A 22,660-nucleotide genomic window follows, 5' to 3' on the forward strand; every position below is an offset into this window, starting at 1 on the left:
GATTTGGGGGTCGGTTCATCACTCGCCCTTATTTACATACCCTTGATTTTTGATTACTTCGGTGCAACCATCTCTTCTGGTCGTACCCATTTATCAAATTCTTGCTCGGTCAATAGCCCAAGCTCTACCGCCACTTGTTTTAAGGTTTTGTTTTCTTTGTAAGCGGTTTTGGCAATTTTGGCGGCATTTTCATAGCCCACATGACGGTTTAGGGCAGTTACCAACATGAGTGAGTTGTGTAAAAAATAATCAATCTTTTCTCGCACAGGTAGAATGCCTACCGCACAGTTGTCATTAAAGCTATTACAAGCGTCCGTAAGCAAGCGAATGGATTGCAAAAGATTATAGCCAATCACAGGCATAAAGACATTGAGCTCAAAATTACCGCTCGCTCCTGCCATGTTTATCGTGGTGTCATTACCCATGACCTGAGCGACCACCATGGTCATCGCCTCCGACTGCGTGGGGTTTACCTTGCCCGGCATGATAGATGACCCTGGTTCGTTCTCGGGAATGGTAATCTCGCCCAGACCACAACGAGGGCCGCTAGATAGCCAGCGGATGTCATTGGCGATTTTGTTTAGGCTACCTGCCAAGGTTTTTAATGCCCCTGAGGCAAACACTTCGGCATCACGGCTTGCCAAAGCTTCAAATTTGTTGGGAGCGGTTACAAAGGGCAGACCTGTCAGCTCACTGATTTTTTGGGCGGATTTGACCGCATAATCAGGGTGGCTATTTAGCCCTGTACCCACAGCAGTCCCACCAAGTGGCAACTGGTACAAACCTTGCAAAGCGTTATCAATGCGTGCCAGTGCCAAATCAAGCTGTGCCACATAACCGCTAAATTCTTGCCCCAAGGTGAGCGGTGTGGCATCTTGTAAATGTGTGCGTCCGATTTTGACAATATCATCAAAGTCAGCAGACTTTTTGGCAAGGGTATCACGCAGTGCTTGGATTGCAGGGATAAGGGTGCGGTTAATCTCTACCGCCGCTGCCACACGAATGGCGGTGGGGAAGCTGTCGTTGGTGGATTGGGCGTGGTTGACATGGTCGTTGGGGTGGACGGGTTTATAAGTGCCTTTTGGACTCCCTGCGATTTCATTGGCTCGGTTGGCGATGACTTCATTCATGTTCATGTTGGACTGCGTGCCAGAGCCTGTCTGCCAAACCACAAGCGGAAATTGGTCGGCAAGACCGCCTGCAATCACTTCATCACACGCCTGCACAATCAAATCACGCTGGCTATTCTCAATCCGCCCAAGCTCGGCATTAACGATAGATGCACTTTTTTTGACGGTTGCCATAGCGACAATCAAAGGGCGTGGCAGGGTCTCACCCCCAATTTTAAAATTATCACGGCTACGCTGAGTTTGGGCGCCAAAATAAGCATCGGCAGGAACTTGTACTTCGCCCATGGTGTCTTTTTCAGTGCGAAAATCGCTCATAAAAATCTCCTTGTTTGGTGGGTAAAAACTGCTAAAATGTGAGGGCGTGTTGAACCTTTATAACACAGTTTGCATTATAGAAATATTTTAGAAATAAAATCATGTTTTTGCATGAAAAATGGCTAAATCTTGTTTTTCTACGTCAAAATCCTTGTTGATATTTTAATATCAACTGCAGACTTTTCCTTGAAAAGCGTGCGATTTTTCTCATTTTTCATTGCAAATATAAAAGTTTAACACGCCCTAAGCTCACTATACCACCATTAAAAATAATTTTCAATCATCAATCATTATCATTTTTAATAATACCCATTGGAAAAACTCATGCCAAACACTCCCCTTCGTACCCGTATCCGTAAAGAGCGTAAAGCCTTGACCGCCAAACAGCGTGCCAAGTTTGCATTTATGGCAAGTTTGCACTTACCCAAACTTTTGCCCCACCTGCCCAAAAATGCCAAGATTGGGCTATATCTGGACGATTTTGGCGAGTTGCCCACCGCACCGATTTTGGCATTTTGTCAAAAGCATGGCTTTACGCCCTTTTTGCCGATTACCGTTCAGGGCAAACCTTTATGCTTTGCCCCCATTGTTTTACCATTAGCCAAAACACCCCTAAAACGCCACCGACTTGGCATGAAAGAACCCTTTGCCAAACATGACATAAGTGCTGATAAACTAGACATGATTATTTGCCCGCTTGTGGCGGTAGATGGCAGTGGCAATCGGCTTGGTATGGGGGGTGGGTTTTATGACCGTACTTTTGCCAATTTTTGTGGGTTAAAGATTGGTTGGTGTTATCATTTTCAAGTTGTGGACAGCTTGACGGTCAATGAATGGGATAAGGGCGTGGATATGGTCATAACAGATAAGGGGGTGATAAGGTTTTAGACAGTGTTAATCAATAAAGATTTAAAGGGCTTACCCAAAAAATCGCAATTTACTGGGAAAATCTTAATCAACCGATTTTACAAACAATCTTAAAACTTACAATACCATAGACGCCAGCCATCCAAACAAAATCAGTGGAATGTTATAATGGATAAAGGTTGGTATCACGCTGTCTTTTATGTGGTCATGCTGCCCATCCACGTTTAGCCCCATCGTTGGGCCAAGCGTTGAGTCAGATGCAGGCGAACCTGCGTCTCCGAGAACGCCTGCACTTGCCACAAGTGCCAAAGTTGCCATCGGACTAAACCCCATCGCCATGCACAATGGCACATATATAGTGGCAATGATTGGCACGGTAGAAAAGGAAGAGCCAATGCCCATCGTAACCACAAGCCCCACCATCAACATGGCAAGGCTTGCCAGTGCTTTATTTGCCCCAAACATCTCCACCGCTGATTGTACCAGTGGCTGTATGTGTCCTGTGGCACTCATCACCTCGGCAAAGCCTTGGGCACTAATCATGATAAACCCAATCATCGCCATCATTTTAATGCCATCATTAAAAACATCGTCCGCCTGATTCCAGCCGACCACGCCTGTCGCCATAAAAATGGCAAAACCTGACATCGACCCTAAAATTAGTGAATTAGTGTTTAGTTGAATGATAAAAGCTGCGATGATGGCGATGAGTGTTACGATGATTTTAAAGCCCATGTTGTTATCAATCAACTGCTCATCATTGCCTTTGACCGCTTGGGTTTTGGCGTTGTCATAGATTCTGGGTTTACGATAACTGATAAAAATCGCCACAAATAACCCTGTTAGCATGCCCAAAGCAGGAATGCTCATCGCTTTGACCACTGAAATGCCAGAGACATCAAGCCCTGATTTGACAAGATTTGCCATGATGATTTCATTTAAAAAAATATCCCCAAACCCATAAGGGACAAACATATAAGTATTAACAAGCCCAAAGGTGATAAGGCAAGTGATGAGCCTTCTGTCCAGTTTTAATTCATTAAACACCGTCAAAAGCGGTGGAATGAGCAGTAAAATAAAGGCAATGTGAATGGGGATTAGGTTTTGGCTTAGGCAGGCAAGCAGTACAATCACACCAAATACCGCCCACTTAACACCGCCATGTTTGGCATGTTTGACCATCAAAATCGCTTTGTCTGCCAATGCCTTTGGTACGCCTGAATGAGCAATCGCCATTGCAAATGCCCCAAGTAAGGCATACGATAAGGCAATGCCCGCCCCACCCTTAATACCATTTTGAAAATGTGTCAGCACGCCTGTTGCCCCATTTTCTGTATCCGTCAAGGGCAATCCTGCAAATAAGCCACCCACAACTGCCCCCAAAATCAAACTTAGCACCACATGGACACGAGCAAGCGACAGCCCTACCATGATGATGACCGCCAACAGTACAGCGTTCATTTTATACCTTTTATAATCAAATGATAATCAAAACACCAATTATAACCCATTTTTAAAAAAATACACAAGATAAAAACGTTTTGGCATGATTAGCATCATTGCATGATTGGCATAATTATAGGCACGATGATGGATGTGGGAAATTGGCTTAATTTTTCATGAAAAATTTGCTATAATAAAGGGTTTAAACTTTAACAGCGAGACAACTCATGGGCTTTAACTGTGGTATCGTAGGCTTGCCAAACGTTGGCAAATCCACCCTATTTAACGCACTGACCAAGGCAGGCATCGCCGCCGAGAATTTCCCTTTTTGCACCAAAGACCCAAATACAGGCATCGTACCTGTGCCAGACCCACGCTTAAAGGCGTTGGCAGAAATCGTCAAGCCTGAACGTGTGCTACCGACCAGCATGGAATTTGTGGACATCGCAGGGCTTGTGGCAGGAGCGAGCAAGGGCGAAGGCATGGGCAATCAATTCCTTGCCAATATCCGTGAGACGGACGCCATTGCCCATGTGGTGCGCTGTTTTGATGACGACAACGTCATTCATGTGGACGGACGAGTGAGCCCCCTATCCGACATTGAGACCATTAACACTGAGCTTGCTCTTGCCGACCTTGAAGCGGTGGGACGTGCGATAACTAACGCCACAAAAAAAGCAAAAGGCGGAGACAAAGACGCTCAGGCGATTTTGGCGGTGTTTCAAAAGATTGAGCCATTTTTGGCAGACGGCAAACCTGCACGCATGGCAAATCTTGACAATGACGAGAAAAAACTCATCAAATCCTATGGGCTTATCACCCTAAAACCCGTCATGTACATCGCCAACGTGGCAGAAGACGGTTTTGAAAATAACCCCCACCTAGATGCGGTGCGTGAATTTGCCCAAAGCGAAAACGCCATTGTCGTGGCTCTGTGCAACCAAATTGAAGCCGAAATCGCCCAACTTGACGAAGAAGAAAAGGCGGAGTTCTTAGAAGACATGGGCATGAGTGAAGCAGGGCTTGACCGTGTGATTCGTGCAGGGTACGACCTACTAAACCTACAAACCTACTTCACCGCAGGGGTCAAAGAAGTGCGTGCGTGGACAGTGCCTGTGGGTGCAACCGCCCCAGAGGCGGCAGGCGTGATTCATACCGACTTTGAGCGTGGCTTTATCCGTGCCGAAGTGATTAGTTATGATGATTTTATTGAATATGGCGGAGAAAAAGGAGCAAGCTCGGCAGGCAAATCTCGCCTAGAAGGCAAAACCTATATCGTCCAAGACGGTGATGTCATGCATTTTAGATTTAATGTGTAAAACAATAAAAGCCAAAGCGTATGTTTTGGCTTTTATTGTTTATCGGTGGTAAAATACGGTTGACATATGCCGTTTAAACCTTTTTTTGATTTAAGGATAAATGATGAAAAAATTTGTATTGGTAAGTCTGCTTGCCATGATGAACACGACAGCTTTTGCTTGGGTAAATCCAGATCAAAAAACCACCTGTTATACTTTTAAAAATAACAAGCTACAAAATAAATCTACTTGTGTGATGCGAACAGGTGGTGGTGCGGGTGGTATGTATTTAATTTTAAAGGTTGGTAAAAAGTCTTACCATTTTGAAACTGAGACACTTACCGAAGCCATGAAAACAGTCTATTATCCCATTCCAAATAATTTTGATAAAACAAAAGATGTCATTGAGTATTATAGACATCCAAAAACTTATAAGATAGTAGAAGAGTATCAAATAGGAAAAAATACCAATGCTTTGTTTTGCCAAAAAACCAAAGACGGCAAAGTGGATATTTGCTATAAATAATCATGCCAAACTTTACCCAACTCCTAAGCACGCTTGATGTTAGTCTCATTGTCCTATTTATCCTGTTAGGCTTGGGTGTGTTTAGCCAAAACAACACCATTATCATCGCAGCCGCCCTGCTAATTATCGTCAAGGTCAGCCCATTAAACGCCCAACTCATGCCCGTGGTTGAAAAATACGGACTAAGTTTGGGCATTTTGATTTTGACCATTGGCGTACTTGCTCCGATTGCCAGTGGCAAGATTAGCGGGGAAGTGATTTTAAAATCGTTTGTCAGTGTCAAATCCTTGCTTGCCATTGCCGTTGGGGTGCTGGTGGCGTATTTGGGTGGACGTGGGGTTAAGCTCATGACAGACGAGCCAAGTGTCATCGCAGGGCTACTCATCGGCACGGTGGCAGGCGTGGCACTACTTCGGGGCGTGCCTGTTGGACCACTCATTGCGGCAGGGATTTTGTCGTTGTTTTATTGGAAATGAGTTTAGGGCATGCCTGCCCTTTATAACACTATTTACAACATAGAAATATTTTAGAAAAAATAATCGTTTTTGCATGAAAAATGGCTATCCGACCACTTAATCGTGTAAATTTTTAAGATTTTAACTCAATTTTTTAAATTAAGTGGTCGGATTGTTTTTCATCGTCAAAAATTTGCTTGATAGAATGACTATCAACCTGCATTTTTTCCTTGAAAAACGNNATTGCAAATACAAAAGGCAGGCACACCCTAGGATGATTTTATGAAACGACAATTATCAATTTCCATTTTCGCCTTTATGTTGTTCGGCTGTTTTGACAATCCAACAACGCCCAATAATAACATCACGCCTTTGACCGAGATATCTAGCCCGCCAATATCCAACCCACCGCCTTTATCTCAAATTAAAAAGACACCCACTAATAAACAAAACACCCCACTCCAACAGACATCGCCATTATTTAAGGATGGTTTTGACAAAGATGATTACCCCATTAGTATTCGTGAAATCTCTCCCACAGATTTTGAAAAATTAACTCATGGCAATCCCAATTTTAGCATTAGCTTTATGCCCCTTGATGATTTAAAAAGCGTTAAAAAACTATTAAAAGGCATTGTGGATTTTAATTCGGACGGCAGTATCAAACGCATTCATTTTAAAAATGGCGGTGTGATAGACAGCCCCGAAGGGAGATTTGTTGCTTATTATGGTTATGATGATGACAATAAAAATATTTTGGTATTAGAAGGCGGTCATTCAAGCGATATCAGCTACAATCTAAATACCGGCAAAAGCACCGAACACGTGGGCAATCCCAACCAAGCGTCTATCTCATCGCCCAATAAGCAATACCGCTTGATTGGTCATTTTGGCGGTCAAGAATGCTCATCTTATTTTATCCAAAAACGCATTAACGGCGAATGGGTAAAAATCATTGAATTTAATGATATTTTTAATGCATTGATACCGCCTGATGAACATTCATCCTTTGGTCTTTATTATTATAATGGCAGTGTATTTTTAAATGAAAGCCATGCTTATATTGTCAAGCAACGCACCGATGACAATAACCAAGAGCATATTAGAGTTTATGAAATCACGTTAAAAGATGACCCTACTTTTAAAAAGTCTGATATTGACATCAAGACCCAATCTTTATCAGACAATACAAATATTAACATCGATGTCAATTTTGATAATTATCAAGACATCATTCCTAAAAATGGCTATTTAAATAAAGAGCAAGCCAAATTCTTTGCAGGGTTATATCCCAACGCCAAGAGATTTATGTGCTAGGTTTATACCATTATCAAAAAGACATTAAAAGTTATGTGGTTAGCATGAAACAAAATCGGGATTTATTACAAACTTATCTTATCAATATAGATAAAAATCACCACATCATAGATAGCCTGCTTATTAGCACTTATGGCATCAGGGAGTTTGATTTTGACATCACTGCCATTTTACAAAAAGAGCAGATTAAGGTCGTAGATAATAACGGCAATGAGCCAAATGAAGTGATTTATCGGGTTGATGATAAAGGCTATTTTTATACGCCACGCCAATAGTTTGATAAGTTTTGGATAAAGGGACGGACAAGACAAAGTCAAGCACCCCTTTACCACATGTTAAAATATGATATAATGTATCAGTTTTCCCATTTCAAACTGTAAATTCTATAAAGGTATACTCATGAAAAAAATTCTCATCCCTGCTTTGGCAATCACTTTGGGTCTGACCGCTTGCCAAAAAGCCGAAGAAACCCCTGCCGAACCAAAAGCGGAAACTACTACTGCCACCGAACAAACCGCCACGCATGACCATGCTCATGGTGAGCATGACCACGAACACAAAGATGGCGAACACAGTCATGACCATGACCACGATGACCATGCAGAACACGACCATGACCACAAACACGGTGAACACGCTCACGACCACAGCCACGACCACGCTCATGGCGATGGACATCATCACCATGCCGATGGCGATAAATACCAATGTGGTGACAAAACCGCCCACATTGCTGTTCACAACCACGAAGGCGAAATCGAAGCTCATCTAACCACCGATGACATCACTTATGACCTAGCCCAAGACGTGCAAACCAAAGGACGCTTTACTTCTGATGATAGCATTGCTGGCGACGACAAGGGCATGGCATTAACCATTGACGGCGATAAAGCCAAAATCACCACGCTAGATGATACCGTCATTGTCGAATGCACCAAAGCAAGCTAAAACCGTTAAGGTATTTAAAACAAAAGACCTGAATCACCATCAGGTCTTTTTTATGGCTATTTATCAGGCATATAAATCAGGCATCAATCCATGACAGATGGCAACGAGTACGCCTAAGCCTGCAACTGGTAATATCGCTCCAAAGCAGGGACGATTTGCTTTTTACGGCTGACCACGCCTGCCAAGGCAAAGACCTTATCATCGCAGTCCACCCCGAACGCCTTGGAGATAATCACATTTTGGGCAGGGCCATGGGCGAGTGCATAGCCCATTTGCTCCTTGATATCCACCACCGCAATCATGAGATAATCCACGCCTTTTTCCGCCTGAATGAGTTTGGCAGTGGCTGTCAGCTCATCGATTCTGGTAAATATCTGACTGGGAGCGACCGTCTCAATCCCTGCAATGCCCCATGTCGTCGCCCCAAACTCATAGCTTTTATAGTCCATCAGCAAAATATCACAAGCGGACAGATGACTGACGTCACTTTTGGCAGAAAACATCTCATCTGCCAGTTTATCTTTATCCGCCATGCTCATCTGACACAGCTCACAGAGCTTTTGCACCACGAGACGGTCATCGTCGGTCGTCGTGGGACTGCTAAGATTTAGCGTATCCGAGATGATGGCACAGAGCATGAGCCATGCCATGCTTGCGGTGATGTCCACGCCCTTTTGGGTAAACATCTCATACAAAATGGTGCAAGTACAGCCCACAGGATGGATGTACACATAGGCAGGGGTGGGCGTGGTCAGCCCAAGCTTGTGATGGTCGATGACATAGCGAATGTCAAACTCCGCCAAAGCCTTGATGGACTGGGCAGGTTCGTTATGGTCGGTCAGTGCCACTTTATCGCCCTGCCCCACAATGTCGGTCGGGCGATTCGGGTTCAGATACGGCAGGAGCTTGGCGGGCAACTCATCATTGGGGTAACGCTCAAACCAACGGGCAAGCACAAATGCCGTTTCAAGGTTCGGCTCGCCCAAACGGTATGCCTGTGCTGATGTGCCTTGGGCATTTAGCCAATGGGCAAACGCAAATGCCGAGACAAAAGCGTCCGTATCAGGGGATGTATGTCCAAAAACGTGGTGCATGGGAGTTCCTTAATAATGCTTGATAAAGATGTTTAAAAAGACATTGAAAGAATACATCTAACAAACTTGATATTTACCACAGATTTATAGGGACTGGCTCTGCACGCCCTTTAATGCCATCAGTTTTATAGGCGTACACAGCACGTGCCTACATCCAAATATCATTGCGTTTGTAGTAATTTTAAAGTTTCTTAGGTATATTGAAAACCAACAAAACCATCTTTTTTAACCATCTTATTTCTGTGGCGTTTTGGTAAACTTGCTCAGCTCATAGCCGTTTTGCTTGGCAATGCCCAAATACCGCTCATAAGTGGTATCGTCCAGCGTTGGCGTGCGAGACAGTACCCACAGATATTTGTGATTGGGCGTGCCGACTAGGGCAGATGTGTAGCATCCGCTTGTGTCTTGGTTGCTTGCCAGCACCCAATAATTGGCTTTGCCGATTGGTAATTTTTTTAGAAAACTGGGCAAAAAGCTCACTCGCAGTTTGGCATTGGTCTCATCGGTGGCGTACGCCTCACCATTGACCGATGTCATGCCATCTTGGGTGGCACAGGCGTTTAGGACATTGATTTTGCCATTGTCTTTTAGGCTGTATGTGGCGGTCACATTGTGGGTGCATTTATCCTGAAATGACATGGGCAAGCGTCCGATTTCATACCATTTGCCCAAATAATCATCAAGGCGGATTTGGCTGACAGTCGTCGGTGCCGTGCCGTTTGTGGGCGTGGGCGTAATGGTGCAAGCACTCAGGACAGACAAGGCGATGACACCAACAAGCAAGGATTTGGCGGTTTTGGTGGACAACATGATTTTTCCTTTAATGGTTTAGTAGATGATGTTTATCAAATTATTGTAGCACACTCCCGCTTTTTGTTTGCTGTTTGTTTTGTTGTGATTTGTTCGTCACTTTTCGCTCACCATCACTTTTTGCCCATCATAGAGCTGTGAAACATCGCCAAGAATAAATCTCATTTGACATTAAAACAATCGTTTCATGTCCTAAAACATTATCACAACCTTTTGATTTTATTATATTTTTAAAAATTCTCTATCATCTCGCCACTTTTCCCCACTTTTCCCCAAAATCTGTGGATAAGCCTGTGGATAACTTTAAAATTTGGGGCGTTACGCCATGATTAATCGGCAATGGCAGTTGATTGGATAAAATTTATACAGTTTTTTATCAAATTTTTTCTATTTAAAATCAATAACTTAAAACATAAATTTTTGCCAAATCTCCCAATATGACAATCATGTTTCACGCTCATGACATGATGACCGCCCTGTGGATAAAATAAAAACGGCAAACATGACATTTGCCGTTTTTACAATAACATCAAATGCTATGATAATTTTAACACCTTAACATTATCATGCCCCTTATCCTTTAAATACACCGCTTGCAAACCACTCATCACGCCTTTTTTGCAATACAGCAGATAAGTTTTGGTTTTATCCAATTTGTCAAATTCTGTGGCAAGTTTATAAAATGGAATACAAATGTGTGGCACATCAAGCGGGTCATCGTCCGTCTCATCTGTTGCCCGAATATCAATTACTATATCATCTTTGCCAATGGTGTGTGCCGTATCAATGGCGTGGGTATCGCTCGCTTGGTCTTTAATGGTGCGAATGTCAATGGTCATGGCGGTGTCAATGGCATTTTGCAACACATTAAAATCAAAGTCGCTTTCGGTAGCGATGAGTTTATATTCCACCGCCTTGACCGTGGGACTTTTTGAGATAACCCCACAAAACTCAGGCATGGATTTGGCGATGTCTGCTGTGCCGATTTTTTCAGCCGTGGCGATGATGTCCGCCTTGTCTTTGGTGATGAGTGGGCGTAACACCAGCACTTCGCTTGCCTTGTCTATCATGGCAAGGTTCGTGAGTGTTTGGCTTGCCACTTGTCCTAAGGCTTCGCCTGTTACCACCGCTTCAATGCGGTTTTTTTGGGCAATTTGGCTTGCCACACGCATCATCATTCGCTTTAAGACCACGCCCATTTGACCGTCATCAATCTTGGTCAAAATCTCGCCCACCACAGGCTCAAAATCCACCGTAGTAAAGCGCACCTTGTGCGATGAACTGTACCGCTCCCAAAGCTCGTACGCCATTTGTTTGGTGCCAATCTCGTGCGTGCGACCGCCCATATTAAAAAACAAATAATGCACTCGACTGCCACGCCTGATAAATTCATAGCTTGCCACACCCGAATCAAATCCGCCCGAGATAAGCGACAACACGTCTTCTTGGGTACTCATGGGAAATCCGCCCATGCCATCATGGCGTGCCTTGATAAAGAGCATTTTGTCGTGTTCAATCTCAATCTTGACGGTAATATCAGGGTTTTTAAGTTGTACCTTAGCACTGGCTATCGCTTGATTTAGCCCGCCACCGACATATTTGGCGATGTCCATGGACGTAAATGGGTGCGTGCCACGTCTTTTGACTCGCACACAAAAGGTCTTATTTTCAAGGGTGTCTTTGACCTTGGGCAAGGTCTGCTCAAAAATATCATGCAAATCGGCAAAAGGCGACTCTTCGACTTCTAGGATATGATGGATGCCTGAGGTGCATTGCAATTTGTCAAGCAATATGGGACGTGCCGACTCATTGCGATGACGCACTTCAATATAATCCCAATGCTGAACCACAACCGCTGTTTCATCAAGGGGTTTTAGGACATTACGCAAATTTCCTGCCAAAATCTTGACAAAACGTTTACGCACGGTGTCGCTTTTCATCATGATTTCGGGGTGGAGTTTAACAATGTATTTCATAAAATTAGGCAAAAGAAAAAGGCGTATTATACACCTTTTTGTTAGTTATAAAAACTTTCCACAACACACCTTAGATTTAGCACTTTAATAAAATCATGCAAACAACAAACGTATCACGGCATTTAGACGTTCTCGGTCTTTTTGATTATGGGCGTGCTGTTTGATAAGCTCCAATACGTCATTATCCAATAAGGCGGTAATATCGCTATCATGAGCTTGTTTTGCCTGTAAAAATCGGCTCATTTTGGGGTTGGCATGATTGCGTTTTGCGTGGCTCATGTCCCAATCTTTATAGATTTCATAAATTTCATCTTTCATAATCTTTTTTATCCTGTGCTGTTGCTCGCCAAGCAGAAATAATGCGTGTATTTGGGTCTCTATCCGTCCAAATAACTTTTAATAGCCTGTTTTGATTACTCATGCCAATCATAATATAACGGACTTCCCCATCATAATTACGATAATCTTCATCGGTAATCGCATAAGGGTCAAAAAAGACACTCACCGCTTCTGAAAAATAGACTTTATGCTCTTTAAATGCTAGGCTTTCTTTGTCTTCGTCCCATTCAAAGACCAAGCCATAAGCATTCATGATAACGGCTCTACCCATAATTTTCCTAGTTTAATACAAATAAATTCAACATTCAAGCCAAAAACTTCCCACAACATGCCTTAAACTTCTCGCCACCACCACACAGGCACGGCTGTTTGTTGGTGAGCGTAACAGGCACGGTCGGGTCAAGAAAATACCACCGCTCATCTATCTTGATAAAGGCGGATAATTCATCATGCACCTGTTCGCCGTCCCCATTGTCAAAATAGGCTTTAAAATGTACTTGGGCATGACGTTTGCCGACTTTGTTATGACTGATGATGTCAAGATGCGTCCAGTTCATGCCGTCCGCCCACACTTGTAGGGCGGATTTATCAAGCATGGCTTGCTGACTCTGGGTAGTCGTGGCGATGATATAATCCACGTTTTTAGCACAAAAAGCCGAATAACGAGACCGCATCAACTCACAAGCCGTAGATGGATAAGCGGTGAAATCGTGATAGGGCTGACAGCAGTTGGTATAGAAAGTATCAGGATTACAGGGGCATGGGATCATATTTTGTCCTTATTTTACTTTGTTATCATTTGGTGTGACATCACTCACCACCACATCATCTATCGGCACATAGCCTGATTTGGCGACCAATTCTTGACCTTGGGGCGAGATTACCCAACCAATCAAATCACGGCTTGTCTTGGTAGGATTACTGAGCGTTACGGCATAAAATGGCTTGGCAAAGGGGTAAGTATCGTTACGAATGTTATCGTGATTGGGCTTAATGCCATTGATGGCTAAGTGTTTGATTTGGTTTTGCTTGACAAGCTCAGTAGAATAAAACAAAAACGAAAAACCAATGGCGTTATCAAAATTACGATAATCCGCCACTTGGTTGATAATGCCACCCATGCCCTGCACGACATCTTCTCTTGGGGCTTCTATGAGAGCGGTGTCGCCCATGATTTTTTGTAAGGCGGTCTGTGAGCCTGAATTTTCAGGGCGTTGAAAGGGGCGGATTTTTTCGTCTTTACCGCCGACTTGTTGCCAGTTTGTGATTTGTCCTGAATAAATCCCCCTAATCTCATCAACCGTCAGGGTATCCACAGGATTTTTAACATTCACAAAAAACACAAAGGCTTCTTTACCAATCGGCGTCATCTCAAATGCCACGCCCAGCTTGTCTGCCTTATCTTGGTGCGACTTGGACGGCTCTGGCACAAAGATGATGTCCACATCACCCCTGAGCAGTCGTTCATAGGCTTCCCCTGTTTTGCTTAGGTTTAAAGGTAAAATAATCGTCCTTAGTGGCTGTGGGATACACCGCCCCATAAAATGACGCATAGAGCGGATAAAGTGCGGTTGAGCCGTCTAGGCGTGGCATTTGACCAAAATCCATGCCATCAAATCTTAAGGTACTTGGCTTATCCAGCTTAGCAAGATTATTAAATTCTTGAAATGGGTCATAATCATACTGGTTAATCTCGCTGGCAACCGTAGGGATACGCTGAATACGTTCATCATATTTTAGATGAATATTTAAAGCAATGATAAAAGCCCATACCACCGCAACAGGAATATAAACTCCCTTATGCTTAAAGCCATGCCGAGACTGCCACCAAACCATGATATAGCCTAATATCATCACGATGGGCATAATCACTGACCAATATTCATAGCCATCAAACGCCAAACCAAACCACGTCAGTAGACTTATCAATAAGACCACAATCAATCCGATGACAAAAAGCATCTTTTTCAATTTTAAAACCCTAAGCCAATTTACTTAGGCATTGTAACGCATTAAGAACTGTTTGTAAAATAAAACAAAAAGGACGAAAAACTCGCCCTTTTTGATATGCCCAGTGCTGACTTAACCACAAATCTTATCTAATAAAAACGACTGGGCGTCATAGACATCGTCAGTATGCTGAACCTGATTCCACTCACCACGCCCATCTAGCTCCCACGCCTGCACGTTATCGCCAAGGTAGTTTATCAGCCCGTCTTCATAAATGCGTTTAAAGAGCTTCTCATCCAAAATCGGAAACGCCACTTCCACACGGTGTAGCAGGTTTCTATCCATCAAGTCGGCACTAGAACAGTAGAGCTTTTCATCGCCATCATTATGGAAATAATAGACACGGGTATGCTCCAAGAACCGCCCCACGATAGAGCGTACACGGATATGCTCCGATAAGTCCTTGACCTGTGGACGCAGACAGCAAATAGAGCGGATAATCAGGTCAATCTCTACCCCTGCACGGCTTGCTTCATAGAGCTTGTTGATGATACCACGCTCAGTGATGGCGTTACATTTTAGGATGATACGCCCTTTTTTGCCGTTTTTGACGTGATTAATCTCATCATCAATCAAGCGTATCAGCCCATCATGCAAGGTAAAAGGTGCGTGCATGATGTGATGGGACGGCAATGGTCTGCCCATGCCTGTCAGCTGTCCGAACACGCCTGCCACATCGGCACAAATCTCTTCATGAGCGATAAACAGCCCATAATCGGTATAGGCTTTGGCGTTGCCGGCGTGATAGTTGCCCGTGCCCAGATGAGCATAACGGCGGATTTTGCCGTCTTCTCGACGCACGATGAGCATGAGCTTGGCGTGTGTCTTATAGCCGACCACCCCATACACCACAATGGCTCCAGCATCGGTGAGCATATTAGCAACAGCGATGTTGCTGGCTTCATCAAATCTGGCTCTAAGCTCGATGACGGCAGTCACTTCTTTGCCGTTACGAGCGGCAACGGCTAGGGCTTGGACGATTTCTGAGTTAGTACCCGAGCGATAAATGGTCTGTTTGATGGCAAGCACATCAGGGTCATTTGCCGCCTGCCACAACAGGTTCACCACAGGTGTGAACGCATCAAAGGGATGGTGTACCAGCACGTCTTTGTTTTTCATGACATTAAACATGGACGTGTTGTCTTTGGCGACCTTGACCGTCTCCATGCCCTTAAATGGCTTGGGGATGGCGTGCGTAAACGGGGTAAATTTTAGCTCAGGCTTATCAAAACTTGTCAGCATGCGAGTCAGGTTCACAGGACCATTGACCCGATAAAGCTGCGACTCATCAAGCTCAAACTCTTTTAATAGTAGCTCATACAGCTCTTTGGGGCAGTTAGTACTCACTTCTAGACGCACCTTATGCCCAAAACGGCGGTTATCAAGCTCACCTTCTAACGCCTTGGCTAGATCTTCGACATCATCGGACAGGTCAAGGTCAGCATTACGGGTCAGTCTAAACTGATGACAGCCAGTGACTTTCATGCCCAAAAACAGCTCGCCCACATGCTCATGAATCACCGCTGAGAGCATGATGTGATGGTCCTTACCGCCTGTCAGCTCATCGGGCAGACGTATCACACGGGGCAGTGAGCGTGGGGCAGGCACGATGGCAAGCGACAAATCCCGCCCAAAGGCATCTTTACCTTCTAAACTGACGATAAAATTCAAAGACTTATTGACCACTCGGGGGAATGGGTGAGCAGGGTCAATGCTGATGGGGGTCAAGACAGGCAACACTTGATTAAAAAAGTACTCCCGCATCCACGCCTTTTGGGCGTCGGTCAACTCATGGCGTTTGAGATAACGGATGTCTGATTTGGCAAGCTCGGGCAAAATATCTTCATTTAAGATACGGTACTGCTCTTCGACCGCACGGTGTGCCACTTGGCTAATCTCTGCTAACAGCTCGGACGGTTTTCGCCCGTCCAGACTGCTGGACTTATCGCCATTTTTCATTTTTTGGATAAGTCCTGCCACCCGAATCTCAAAAAATTCATCCATATTTGATGAAAAAATGGTCAAAAAGAACATACGCTCCAACAGCGGATGACGTGGATTGGTCGCCTGAGCCAGCACCCGAAGCTGAAAACGTAGCGTGGACAAATCACGATTGATAAAGCAGTCAGGGGTAAAATTGCCTGATTCATCGATAATTTGTTCAATATAGTGCAAATCGGTCGGTGCAGGGGTCTGCCCGAGTACACTTTGCATGGCTTGGTTTTCAATACTAGGAGCGGTGTCACTAGGAGCGGTGTCGGCATTTTGGTGCATGATGGCGTTGGGCTTGCTGATTTGCTTGGCGGTCTTTGGGACGTGTGGTGCGGTCATGGCTTTTCCTTTTAAACTTTTTAAAAATAAAATCTTTAAAATCACAAAACATACATCATCTATCTTATCATCATTTTATGAAAATTTGATAAAATTTTAAAGCCCCATTCTGCCATTTTTCCCAATTTAAATGGCTTTTATCACGGTGTATTTGTCATCGTTTATTAGGGCGTGCCTGCCTTTTGTATTTGCAATGAAAAATGAGGAAAATCGCCCGTTTTTCAAGGAAAAAGTGAAGTTTGATAGTCATTCTATCAAACGAGCTTTTGACTTCGAGCCACAAGATTTAGCCATTTTTCATGCAAAAACACTATTTTATTTCTATAAAATTTCTAAATGTTAAATTGTGTTATAAAGGGCAGGCACGCCCTAGACTCCCTGCAAACCCCTGAATTAAAGAAAACCGTTCGTGGCGAGCTATGCCTGCCCATAACGGTTTTCCGACACCCGCAGGCATGGCTCAGGGCGAACGGAAAACTGGTTTTGAGGAAGTTTATTTTGTAAATTCATCTCAAATTTTCATTGCTTTTTTATGTTTGATTGGTTATAATGACCGCTGTTTTTTGAGAGCCCTTCGTTTCCCAACTCACAAAGCAAGTAAAATCAAGCCTTTGGGCTTTTTTATTTGTGTACTCTCAAACGTAACTAAATAGGTTTTATATGACTACTACTATTAGCGCCAAACCCGCTGAGGTTGTACATGACTGGTATGTCGTGGACGCAGAAGGCAAAACACTAGGTCGCCTAGCCTCTGAGATTGCTTCTCGTCTACGTGGCAAGCACAAGCCATCGTACACCCCCCACGTTGATACTGGTGATTACATCATCGTCATCAATGCTGACAAAATCGCTGTTACTGGCAAAAAAGCTCAGGACAAAAAATACTATCGCCACACAGGCTATCCTGGCGGTATCAAAGAGACCAACTTTACCAAACTTCTTGCTCACAAGCCAGAAGACGTGCTACACAAAGCCGTTAAAGGCATGCTACCAAAAGGTCCTTTGGGCTATGCGATGATTAAAAAGCTAAAACTGTATGCGGGTACTGAACACCCACATGCCGCCCAAGCCCCAAAAGTACTAGACATCTAAGGAGATACACATGGAAAAGAATTACGGAACAGGTCGTCGTAAGACTTCTACCGCTCGTGTCTTCTTGTCAAAAGGCACTGGTAACATCGTCATCAACGGCAAAAGCCTAGACGAATACTTTGGTCGTGAGACTTCTCGCATGGTTGTGCGTCAGCCCCTAGAACTTCTAGAATCTGCCGACAAATATGACCTATATATCACCGTTACTGGTGGTGGTGCAAGCGGTCAAGCAGGTGCTATCCGTCACGGCATTACTCGTGCCTTGATTGAGTCAGACGAAACACTAAAACCTGCTCTAAAAGCCGCTGGCTTTGTGACTCGTGACGCTCGTGAAGTTGAACGTAAGAAATTGGGTCTACGCAAAGCTCGTAAACGCCCACAATTCTCAAAACGTTAATTTTTGCGTTTTCAAAAAACTCTCGAACTTCGAGAGTTTTTTTATATGTGTTATTCTTGATTAAAATAACTTGATTTGATATAGATTTTTCATTGTTAGATAAATTCACAATTGATAAAAAATCTTATTATTAATGCATGATAGAGATTCTTTATTTTAATCAATAGTAACAAAAAATTACATAAAGTTACAAATAAAGTTGAGTATTTTAGTGGGTCTTGTCTAATTTTCATACAATTTTAAACTTTTTTGTAAATTCATGACAATTTTTATGGATTTTTTTCACAACTTTGTAAAAGAACGATTTATTTTATTACAAAAATAGCTTAAAATAGTCATGTTTAGAAAAATAGGCACAGCAAATGTGGTTTTTTTGATAAAACTGTTTTATCATAACCACACACCCAGTATGGGATAACCCCCATTCATTTTCTGGAGGAAGTTTTAATGAGCCATGCCGAAGGCGTGAATGTTAAACGCCGTAGAGTCCTGATTGCGTCCACTGCTGCCGTTGGTGCAGTTGGTGTCGGTGCAATAGCCACCCCATTTGTGCGTTCTTGGTATCCAAGTGCCAAAGCGGAAGCCGCAGGTGCCGCCGTTGTCACTGACATCGCCAGCATCGAAAATGGGCAGATGATTACGTTAAAATACCGTGGCAAACCTATCTTTGTTGTCAAACGTACCGAAGATATGCTTGCCAACCTAAGCAAGGTAGCTCCGAAGCTTGCCGACCCTGAGTCTAACGGGTCTGTACAGCCTGACAACTGCAAAAACGAAACACGTTCTATTCAGCCTGAGATATTGGTTGTTGAGGGCGTGTGTACGCATTTAGGTTGTGCCCCCATATTCCGACCCGAAGTTGGTGCGGCGGACTTAGGTGGTGCTGACTGGATGGGCGGTTTCTTTTGCCCCTGTCATGGTTCTATGTACGACTTAGCTGGTCGTGTTTATAGTAGCATGCCTGCACCTTTGAACCTACCTGTACCTATCTACAAGATTGAAGACACCATCTTGACCGTTGGGGAGGCATAACATGAGTATCGCTAAGAAATTTATGGGCTGGGTTGATGCTCGCTTTCCTGCGACAGAGACTTATGAATACCATATGTCCAAATACTACGCACCAAAGAACTTTAACTTTTGGTATTTCTTTGGCGTATTGTCCATGGTCGTACTTGTTAACCAATTGGTGACAGGTATTTGGCTAACCATGATGTTTAACCCCAGTGCCGAAGGAGCATTTGCTTCACTTGAATACATCATGCGTGATGTCAAAGGCGGTTGGCTCATTCGCTACATGCACTCCACAGGGGCATCCGCTTTCTTCGTGGTCGTCTATCTACACATGTTCCGTGGTCTGATGTATGGCTCCTATAAAAAGCCCCGTGAATTGGTGTGGATTATCGGCATGGCGATTTATCTGTGTCTCATGGCAGAAGGTTTCTTTGGTTATCTACTGCCTTGGGGCAACATGTCATTTTGGGGTGCTCAGGTGATTCTAAACCTACCTGCCGCCATTCCTTTTATCGGTGACGGTTTGGCTGAGTGGGTCAAAGGCGACTACATCATCTCAGGCATTACCCTAAACCGTTTCTTTGCCCTGCATGTTGTGGCAATTCCTTTGGTATTGGTTGGCTTGGTATTTATGCACTTAGTTGCCTTGCACCATGTCGGCTCTAACAACCCAGATGGTATCGAAATTAAGAAACTCAAAGACAAAAATGGCGTACCACTAGATGGCGTACCTTTCCATCCTTACTACACCGTACACGACATGGTTGGTATTGTGGTGTTCTTTATGTGTTTCTTTGCGGTGGTATTCTTCGCCCCAGAAGGTGGTGGTTATTTCCTAGAAAAACCCAACTTTGAAGTTGCCAACGCTCTAAAAACACCCGCTCACATCGCTCCTGTTTGGTACTACATGCCATTTTATGCCATGCTTCGTGCCACACCATCCATGTTCGGCTCTGCCCTACCTGGTGTGATTGTGATGTTTGGTGCGATTGCCATCTTGTTTGTCATGCCGTGGCTTGACCGCTCACCTGTAAAATCCATCCGCTACAAAGGTATTTTGTCTAAGATTGCATTGGCCATCTTTGTGGTGAGCTTTCTAATCTTAGGCTATCTTGGTGGGGTATCTTCTACACCAACAGGTACGCTTGTTGCTCGTATTTGTACCATTTTATACTTCTTGTACTTCATTCTCATGCCGTTCTATACCACCATGGAGACGTGCAAGCAACCACCCGAACGTGTCACAGGAGGAGGTCACTAATGAAAGCATTTACTCTAAAATCGCTTGGTGCTGGTCTCCTACTGGCAAGTGGCATGATGGCATCGTCATCTGCCCTAGCAGCAGGCGGTCATGGTTGTGGCGAGTTCACCGAAGCCGATGGTACCAAAGTCACCCTAGAATGCAGCAAAGCTCCCATTGACCTAACCAATAAAGGCTCGCTACAACGTGGTGCCCAAACGTTCATGAACTACTGCGTGGGCTGTCACTCAGCCCAGTATGTGCGTCATTCACGCATCGCCCAAGACCTAGAAATCCCACCAGAGCTCATGGAAAAATATCTCATGGTAACCACCGACCAAATCGGTGACCACGTGACCGCTGAAATTGACCTTGATACTCAGGCTCTATGGTTTGGTGCGGCACCGCCAGACTTGTCGCTAGAAACCCGTCTGCGTGGCGATGACTGGGTATACACCTACCTACTGTCATTCTACGAAGACCCAAGCCGTCCTTGGGGTGCTAACAACCTAGTGCTTGCCAATGCTGCCATGCCCCATGTGCTACACAACATGCAAAAAGAGCTTGGCAAAGAAGAGTATGAAGCTCGTGTGGGCGACCTAGTGAACTTCATGGCATGGATGGCAGAGCCTGTCCGTCATCAGCGTAAAATCTATGGTGCATTCGTGCTACTGTTCTTGCTTGTGCTACTCATTCCAGTATATCTACTTAACAAAGAATTCTGGAAAGACGTTAAATAAGCCAGCACCGACCAAAAAGACCGATACACATCGGTCTTTTTTATTGACAAAATTTACACACTTTTACCAAAATTTTTGTTACACTTAACACCCAAAAACAGACTCATTCACATCATGGCAGATTTTTCTCATCTTTTACCCACCCAGTTCCTACTCTATGGTGACGATGGCTATGACAGCCATGTGGTGCGGTTTTTGCTAGAAGAAAAAGGCGTGAATCATCAATTTGCCTACCTGCCCGATGAGCGACCCGAATATCTTGCCGAGCTAAACCCTTACAACACCCTGCCTGTACTTGTGGGACGGGATTTGGCATTGTATGAGCTGATGGTGATTTTTGAATATTTAGAAGAACGGCACGGTGCCAATAAACTCCTGCCACCCACCCCCAAAGAGCGGGCAAAGGTGCGTCAGTTGGCTTGGCGACTGCGTCAAGACTGGCTCTCGCTTGGGCGGATTTTAATGACTCATCCTGACAGCTTTAATCCAGCAGAAGCGACCCACGCCAAAAAAACCTTGACCGATTCGCTCATCACGCTCTCGCCCCTATTTGCTCGTCATGACTATTTTATGCAAGATGAGTTTGGGCTGTGTGATGTGTTACTATTGCCACTTTTGCACCGCTTGCCAATGCTAGGCATTCATTTACCTGCCAAACTGTGCAAACCGCTACTGGCATATCAAGCACGCCTATCGGCAAGAGCGAGTTTTCAAAAGACACTCATCACCCCTGCTGTTTATAGCGATGATGATTTTTAATAATTTAACATTCATCAATTTACTTTAACCAATAACAAGGACATAACCATGCTTACCCCCAAACGCCCCTACTTTGTTCGTGCCATGCATGAATGGCTAACAGACAACGGCTTTACCCCATATCTCATGACAGATGCCACCCACCCTGAGCTACTCGCCCCTACCGAATACGCCCAAGACGGCAAATTGGTGCTTGCCATATCTTATCAAGCCACCAATAATCTTTTGATTGACAATGACGGCTTATCATTTCAAGGGCGGTTTGGTGGTGTCTCAAAAGACATCTGGATACCCATGCAGGCAGTGGTAGGGATTTATGCCAAAGAAGACCCCAGCGAAGGCTTTTTCTTTGACCCCAGCGAATATGACGGCTACACCCCACCTGATGACCCTGATGACATAGACGACAGCGATGACGATGACGGCGATGACGATGACGAGCCACCCAAAAAAAGCGGACATTTAAAATTTGTATAAAGTCATTTAACAAATTAAAGATGGCTTAAAATAAAAACGATTTAAAAATAAGGGCGATATGATTATGAACCGCACCCCAAAA

Annotated in this window: 26 protein-coding genes; 15 read left to right on the forward strand and 11 right to left on the reverse strand. The window is 44.2% G+C overall.

What is annotated here, in order from left to right; genetic code table 11:
- Positions 1 to 53 precede the first annotated feature (53 nt).
- Complete coding sequence (gene fumC / locus B5J94_RS08705; RefSeq protein ID WP_062501662.1) at positions 54 to 1,445, reverse strand: class II fumarate hydratase; 1,392 nt, start codon at positions 1,443 to 1,445, stop codon at positions 54 to 56.
- A 324-nt stretch (positions 1,446 to 1,769) separates the two neighbouring features.
- On the opposite strand from fumC, the gene B5J94_RS08710 reads away from it, so the two are divergent.
- A complete protein-coding gene (locus tag B5J94_RS08710) occupies positions 1,770 to 2,333 on the forward strand; it encodes a 5-formyltetrahydrofolate cyclo-ligase (protein WP_062501105.1) in 564 nt (187 codons plus the stop codon).
- 96 nt (positions 2,334 to 2,429) lie between these two features.
- Here the strand turns inward: B5J94_RS08710 and B5J94_RS08715 are convergent, their stop codons facing one another.
- Positions 2,430 to 3,773: a Na+/H+ antiporter family protein gene (locus B5J94_RS08715; protein ID WP_062501107.1), complete on the reverse strand. Its 1,344-nt coding sequence runs from the start codon at positions 3,771 to 3,773 to the stop codon at positions 2,430 to 2,432.
- A gap of 209 nt (positions 3,774 to 3,982) precedes the next feature.
- Here B5J94_RS08715 and ychF point away from each other — a divergent pair, with 209 nt between their 5' ends.
- From ychF to B5J94_RS14525, 6 genes are all read left to right on the forward strand, one after another.
- Positions 3,983 to 5,074, forward strand: a complete 1,092-nt coding sequence (ychF, locus tag B5J94_RS08720) for a redox-regulated ATPase YchF (RefSeq protein ID WP_062501109.1) — start codon at positions 3,983 to 3,985, stop codon at positions 5,072 to 5,074.
- Positions 5,075 to 5,177: 103 nt separating this feature from the next.
- Positions 5,178 to 5,579 (forward strand): hypothetical protein, encoded by a 402-nt coding sequence (locus tag B5J94_RS08725; RefSeq protein WP_062501111.1) that lies wholly within the window; start codon positions 5,178 to 5,180, stop codon positions 5,577 to 5,579.
- 2 nt (positions 5,580 to 5,581) lie between these two features.
- The gene (locus B5J94_RS08730) at positions 5,582 to 6,055 is read left to right on the forward strand and encodes a DUF441 domain-containing protein (protein ID WP_062501113.1); all 474 of its coding nucleotides are present in this window, start codon (positions 5,582 to 5,584) and stop codon (positions 6,053 to 6,055) included.
- A 261-nt stretch (positions 6,056 to 6,316) separates the two neighbouring features.
- A complete protein-coding gene (locus B5J94_RS15205; RefSeq protein ID WP_062499535.1) occupies positions 6,317 to 7,351 on the forward strand; it encodes a hypothetical protein in 1,035 nt (344 codons plus the stop codon).
- On the forward strand, positions 7,345 to 7,626 hold the full coding sequence (locus B5J94_RS08740; protein ID WP_062499533.1) for a hypothetical protein: 282 nt from the start codon (positions 7,345 to 7,347) through the stop codon (positions 7,624 to 7,626). Before B5J94_RS15205 ends, B5J94_RS08740 begins: the two co-directional genes overlap by 7 nt.
- Positions 7,627 to 7,750: 124 nt before the next feature.
- Positions 7,751 to 8,299, forward strand: coding sequence for a hypothetical protein (locus B5J94_RS14525; protein WP_062499531.1), 549 nt, complete (start codon positions 7,751 to 7,753; stop codon positions 8,297 to 8,299).
- A gap of 113 nt (positions 8,300 to 8,412) precedes the next feature.
- Here B5J94_RS14525 and B5J94_RS08750 read toward each other — a convergent pair whose 3' ends face one another.
- The 9 genes from B5J94_RS08750 to ppk1 all read right to left on the reverse strand — a co-directional run bounded on the left by B5J94_RS08750 (position 8,413) and on the right by ppk1 (position 16,859).
- The gene (locus B5J94_RS08750; protein ID WP_062499529.1) at positions 8,413 to 9,393 is read right to left on the reverse strand and encodes a manganese-dependent inorganic pyrophosphatase; all 981 of its coding nucleotides are present in this window, start codon (positions 9,391 to 9,393) and stop codon (positions 8,413 to 8,415) included.
- Positions 9,394 to 9,627: 234 nt separating this feature from the next.
- Entirely contained in the window at positions 9,628 to 10,203 is a 576-nt protein-coding gene (locus tag B5J94_RS08755; RefSeq protein WP_062499527.1) for a lipocalin family protein, read from the reverse strand.
- A 536-nt stretch (positions 10,204 to 10,739) separates the two neighbouring features.
- On the reverse strand, positions 10,740 to 12,179 hold the full coding sequence (gene thiI, locus B5J94_RS08760; RefSeq protein ID WP_062499525.1) for a tRNA uracil 4-sulfurtransferase ThiI: 1,440 nt from the start codon (positions 12,177 to 12,179) through the stop codon (positions 10,740 to 10,742).
- A gap of 93 nt (positions 12,180 to 12,272) precedes the next feature.
- The gene (locus tag B5J94_RS08765) at positions 12,273 to 12,458 is read right to left on the reverse strand and encodes a hypothetical protein (protein ID WP_147285313.1); all 186 of its coding nucleotides are present in this window, start codon (positions 12,456 to 12,458) and stop codon (positions 12,273 to 12,275) included.
- 28 nt (positions 12,459 to 12,486) lie between these two features.
- On the reverse strand, positions 12,487 to 12,789 hold the full coding sequence (locus B5J94_RS08770) for a BrnT family toxin (protein WP_079364071.1): 303 nt from the start codon (positions 12,787 to 12,789) through the stop codon (positions 12,487 to 12,489).
- 34 nt (positions 12,790 to 12,823) lie between these two features.
- Entirely contained in the window at positions 12,824 to 13,288 is a 465-nt protein-coding gene (locus tag B5J94_RS08775) for a YchJ family protein (protein WP_062499521.1), read from the reverse strand.
- A 9-nt stretch (positions 13,289 to 13,297) separates the two neighbouring features.
- Positions 13,298 to 14,071: a PstS family phosphate ABC transporter substrate-binding protein gene (locus B5J94_RS08780; RefSeq protein WP_079364072.1), complete on the reverse strand. Its 774-nt coding sequence runs from the start codon at positions 14,069 to 14,071 to the stop codon at positions 13,298 to 13,300.
- Positions 13,983 to 14,489 carry a hypothetical protein gene (locus B5J94_RS08785; RefSeq protein WP_115247651.1) on the reverse strand — a complete coding sequence of 169 codons (507 nt, stop codon included), beginning with the start codon at positions 14,487 to 14,489 and terminating at the stop codon, positions 13,983 to 13,985. The genes B5J94_RS08780 and B5J94_RS08785 overlap by 89 nt, the downstream gene beginning before the upstream one ends.
- A gap of 111 nt (positions 14,490 to 14,600) precedes the next feature.
- Positions 14,601 to 16,859, reverse strand: a complete 2,259-nt coding sequence (gene ppk1, locus B5J94_RS08790) for a polyphosphate kinase 1 (RefSeq protein WP_079364073.1) — start codon at positions 16,857 to 16,859, stop codon at positions 14,601 to 14,603.
- 419 nt (positions 16,860 to 17,278) lie between these two features.
- Here ppk1 and B5J94_RS13910 point away from each other — a divergent pair, with 419 nt between their 5' ends.
- From B5J94_RS13910 to B5J94_RS08830, 8 genes are all read left to right on the forward strand, one after another.
- A complete protein-coding gene (locus B5J94_RS13910) occupies positions 17,279 to 17,512 on the forward strand; it encodes a hypothetical protein (protein ID WP_143821945.1) in 234 nt (77 codons plus the stop codon).
- A 7-nt stretch (positions 17,513 to 17,519) separates the two neighbouring features.
- Complete coding sequence (rplM, locus tag B5J94_RS08800) at positions 17,520 to 17,951, forward strand: 50S ribosomal protein L13 (protein ID WP_062500903.1); 432 nt, start codon at positions 17,520 to 17,522, stop codon at positions 17,949 to 17,951.
- 10 nt (positions 17,952 to 17,961) lie between these two features.
- On the forward strand, positions 17,962 to 18,348 hold the full coding sequence (gene rpsI, locus B5J94_RS08805; protein ID WP_062500901.1) for a 30S ribosomal protein S9: 387 nt from the start codon (positions 17,962 to 17,964) through the stop codon (positions 18,346 to 18,348).
- Between the two features lie 447 nt (positions 18,349 to 18,795).
- Complete coding sequence (gene petA, locus B5J94_RS08810) at positions 18,796 to 19,380, forward strand: ubiquinol-cytochrome c reductase iron-sulfur subunit (protein WP_062500899.1); 585 nt, start codon at positions 18,796 to 18,798, stop codon at positions 19,378 to 19,380.
- A 22-nt stretch (positions 19,381 to 19,402) separates the two neighbouring features.
- Complete coding sequence (locus B5J94_RS08815) at positions 19,403 to 20,623, forward strand: cytochrome b (RefSeq protein WP_172823649.1); 1,221 nt, start codon at positions 19,403 to 19,405, stop codon at positions 20,621 to 20,623.
- Entirely contained in the window at positions 20,623 to 21,342 is a 720-nt protein-coding gene (locus B5J94_RS08820) for a cytochrome c1 (protein ID WP_062500892.1), read from the forward strand. Before B5J94_RS08815 ends, B5J94_RS08820 begins: the two co-directional genes overlap by 1 nt.
- Before the next feature lie 114 nt (positions 21,343 to 21,456).
- Positions 21,457 to 22,101: a glutathione S-transferase N-terminal domain-containing protein gene (locus tag B5J94_RS08825; protein WP_062500891.1), complete on the forward strand. Its 645-nt coding sequence runs from the start codon at positions 21,457 to 21,459 to the stop codon at positions 22,099 to 22,101.
- A 48-nt stretch (positions 22,102 to 22,149) separates the two neighbouring features.
- The gene (locus B5J94_RS08830; RefSeq protein ID WP_079364075.1) at positions 22,150 to 22,578 is read left to right on the forward strand and encodes a ClpXP protease specificity-enhancing factor; all 429 of its coding nucleotides are present in this window, start codon (positions 22,150 to 22,152) and stop codon (positions 22,576 to 22,578) included.
- The last annotated feature ends 82 nt before the right edge of the window (positions 22,579 to 22,660 follow it).

This window comes from Moraxella lacunata (genome assembly GCF_002027545.1).
GTDB lineage: Bacteria > Pseudomonadota > Gammaproteobacteria > Pseudomonadales > Moraxellaceae > Moraxella > Moraxella lacunata.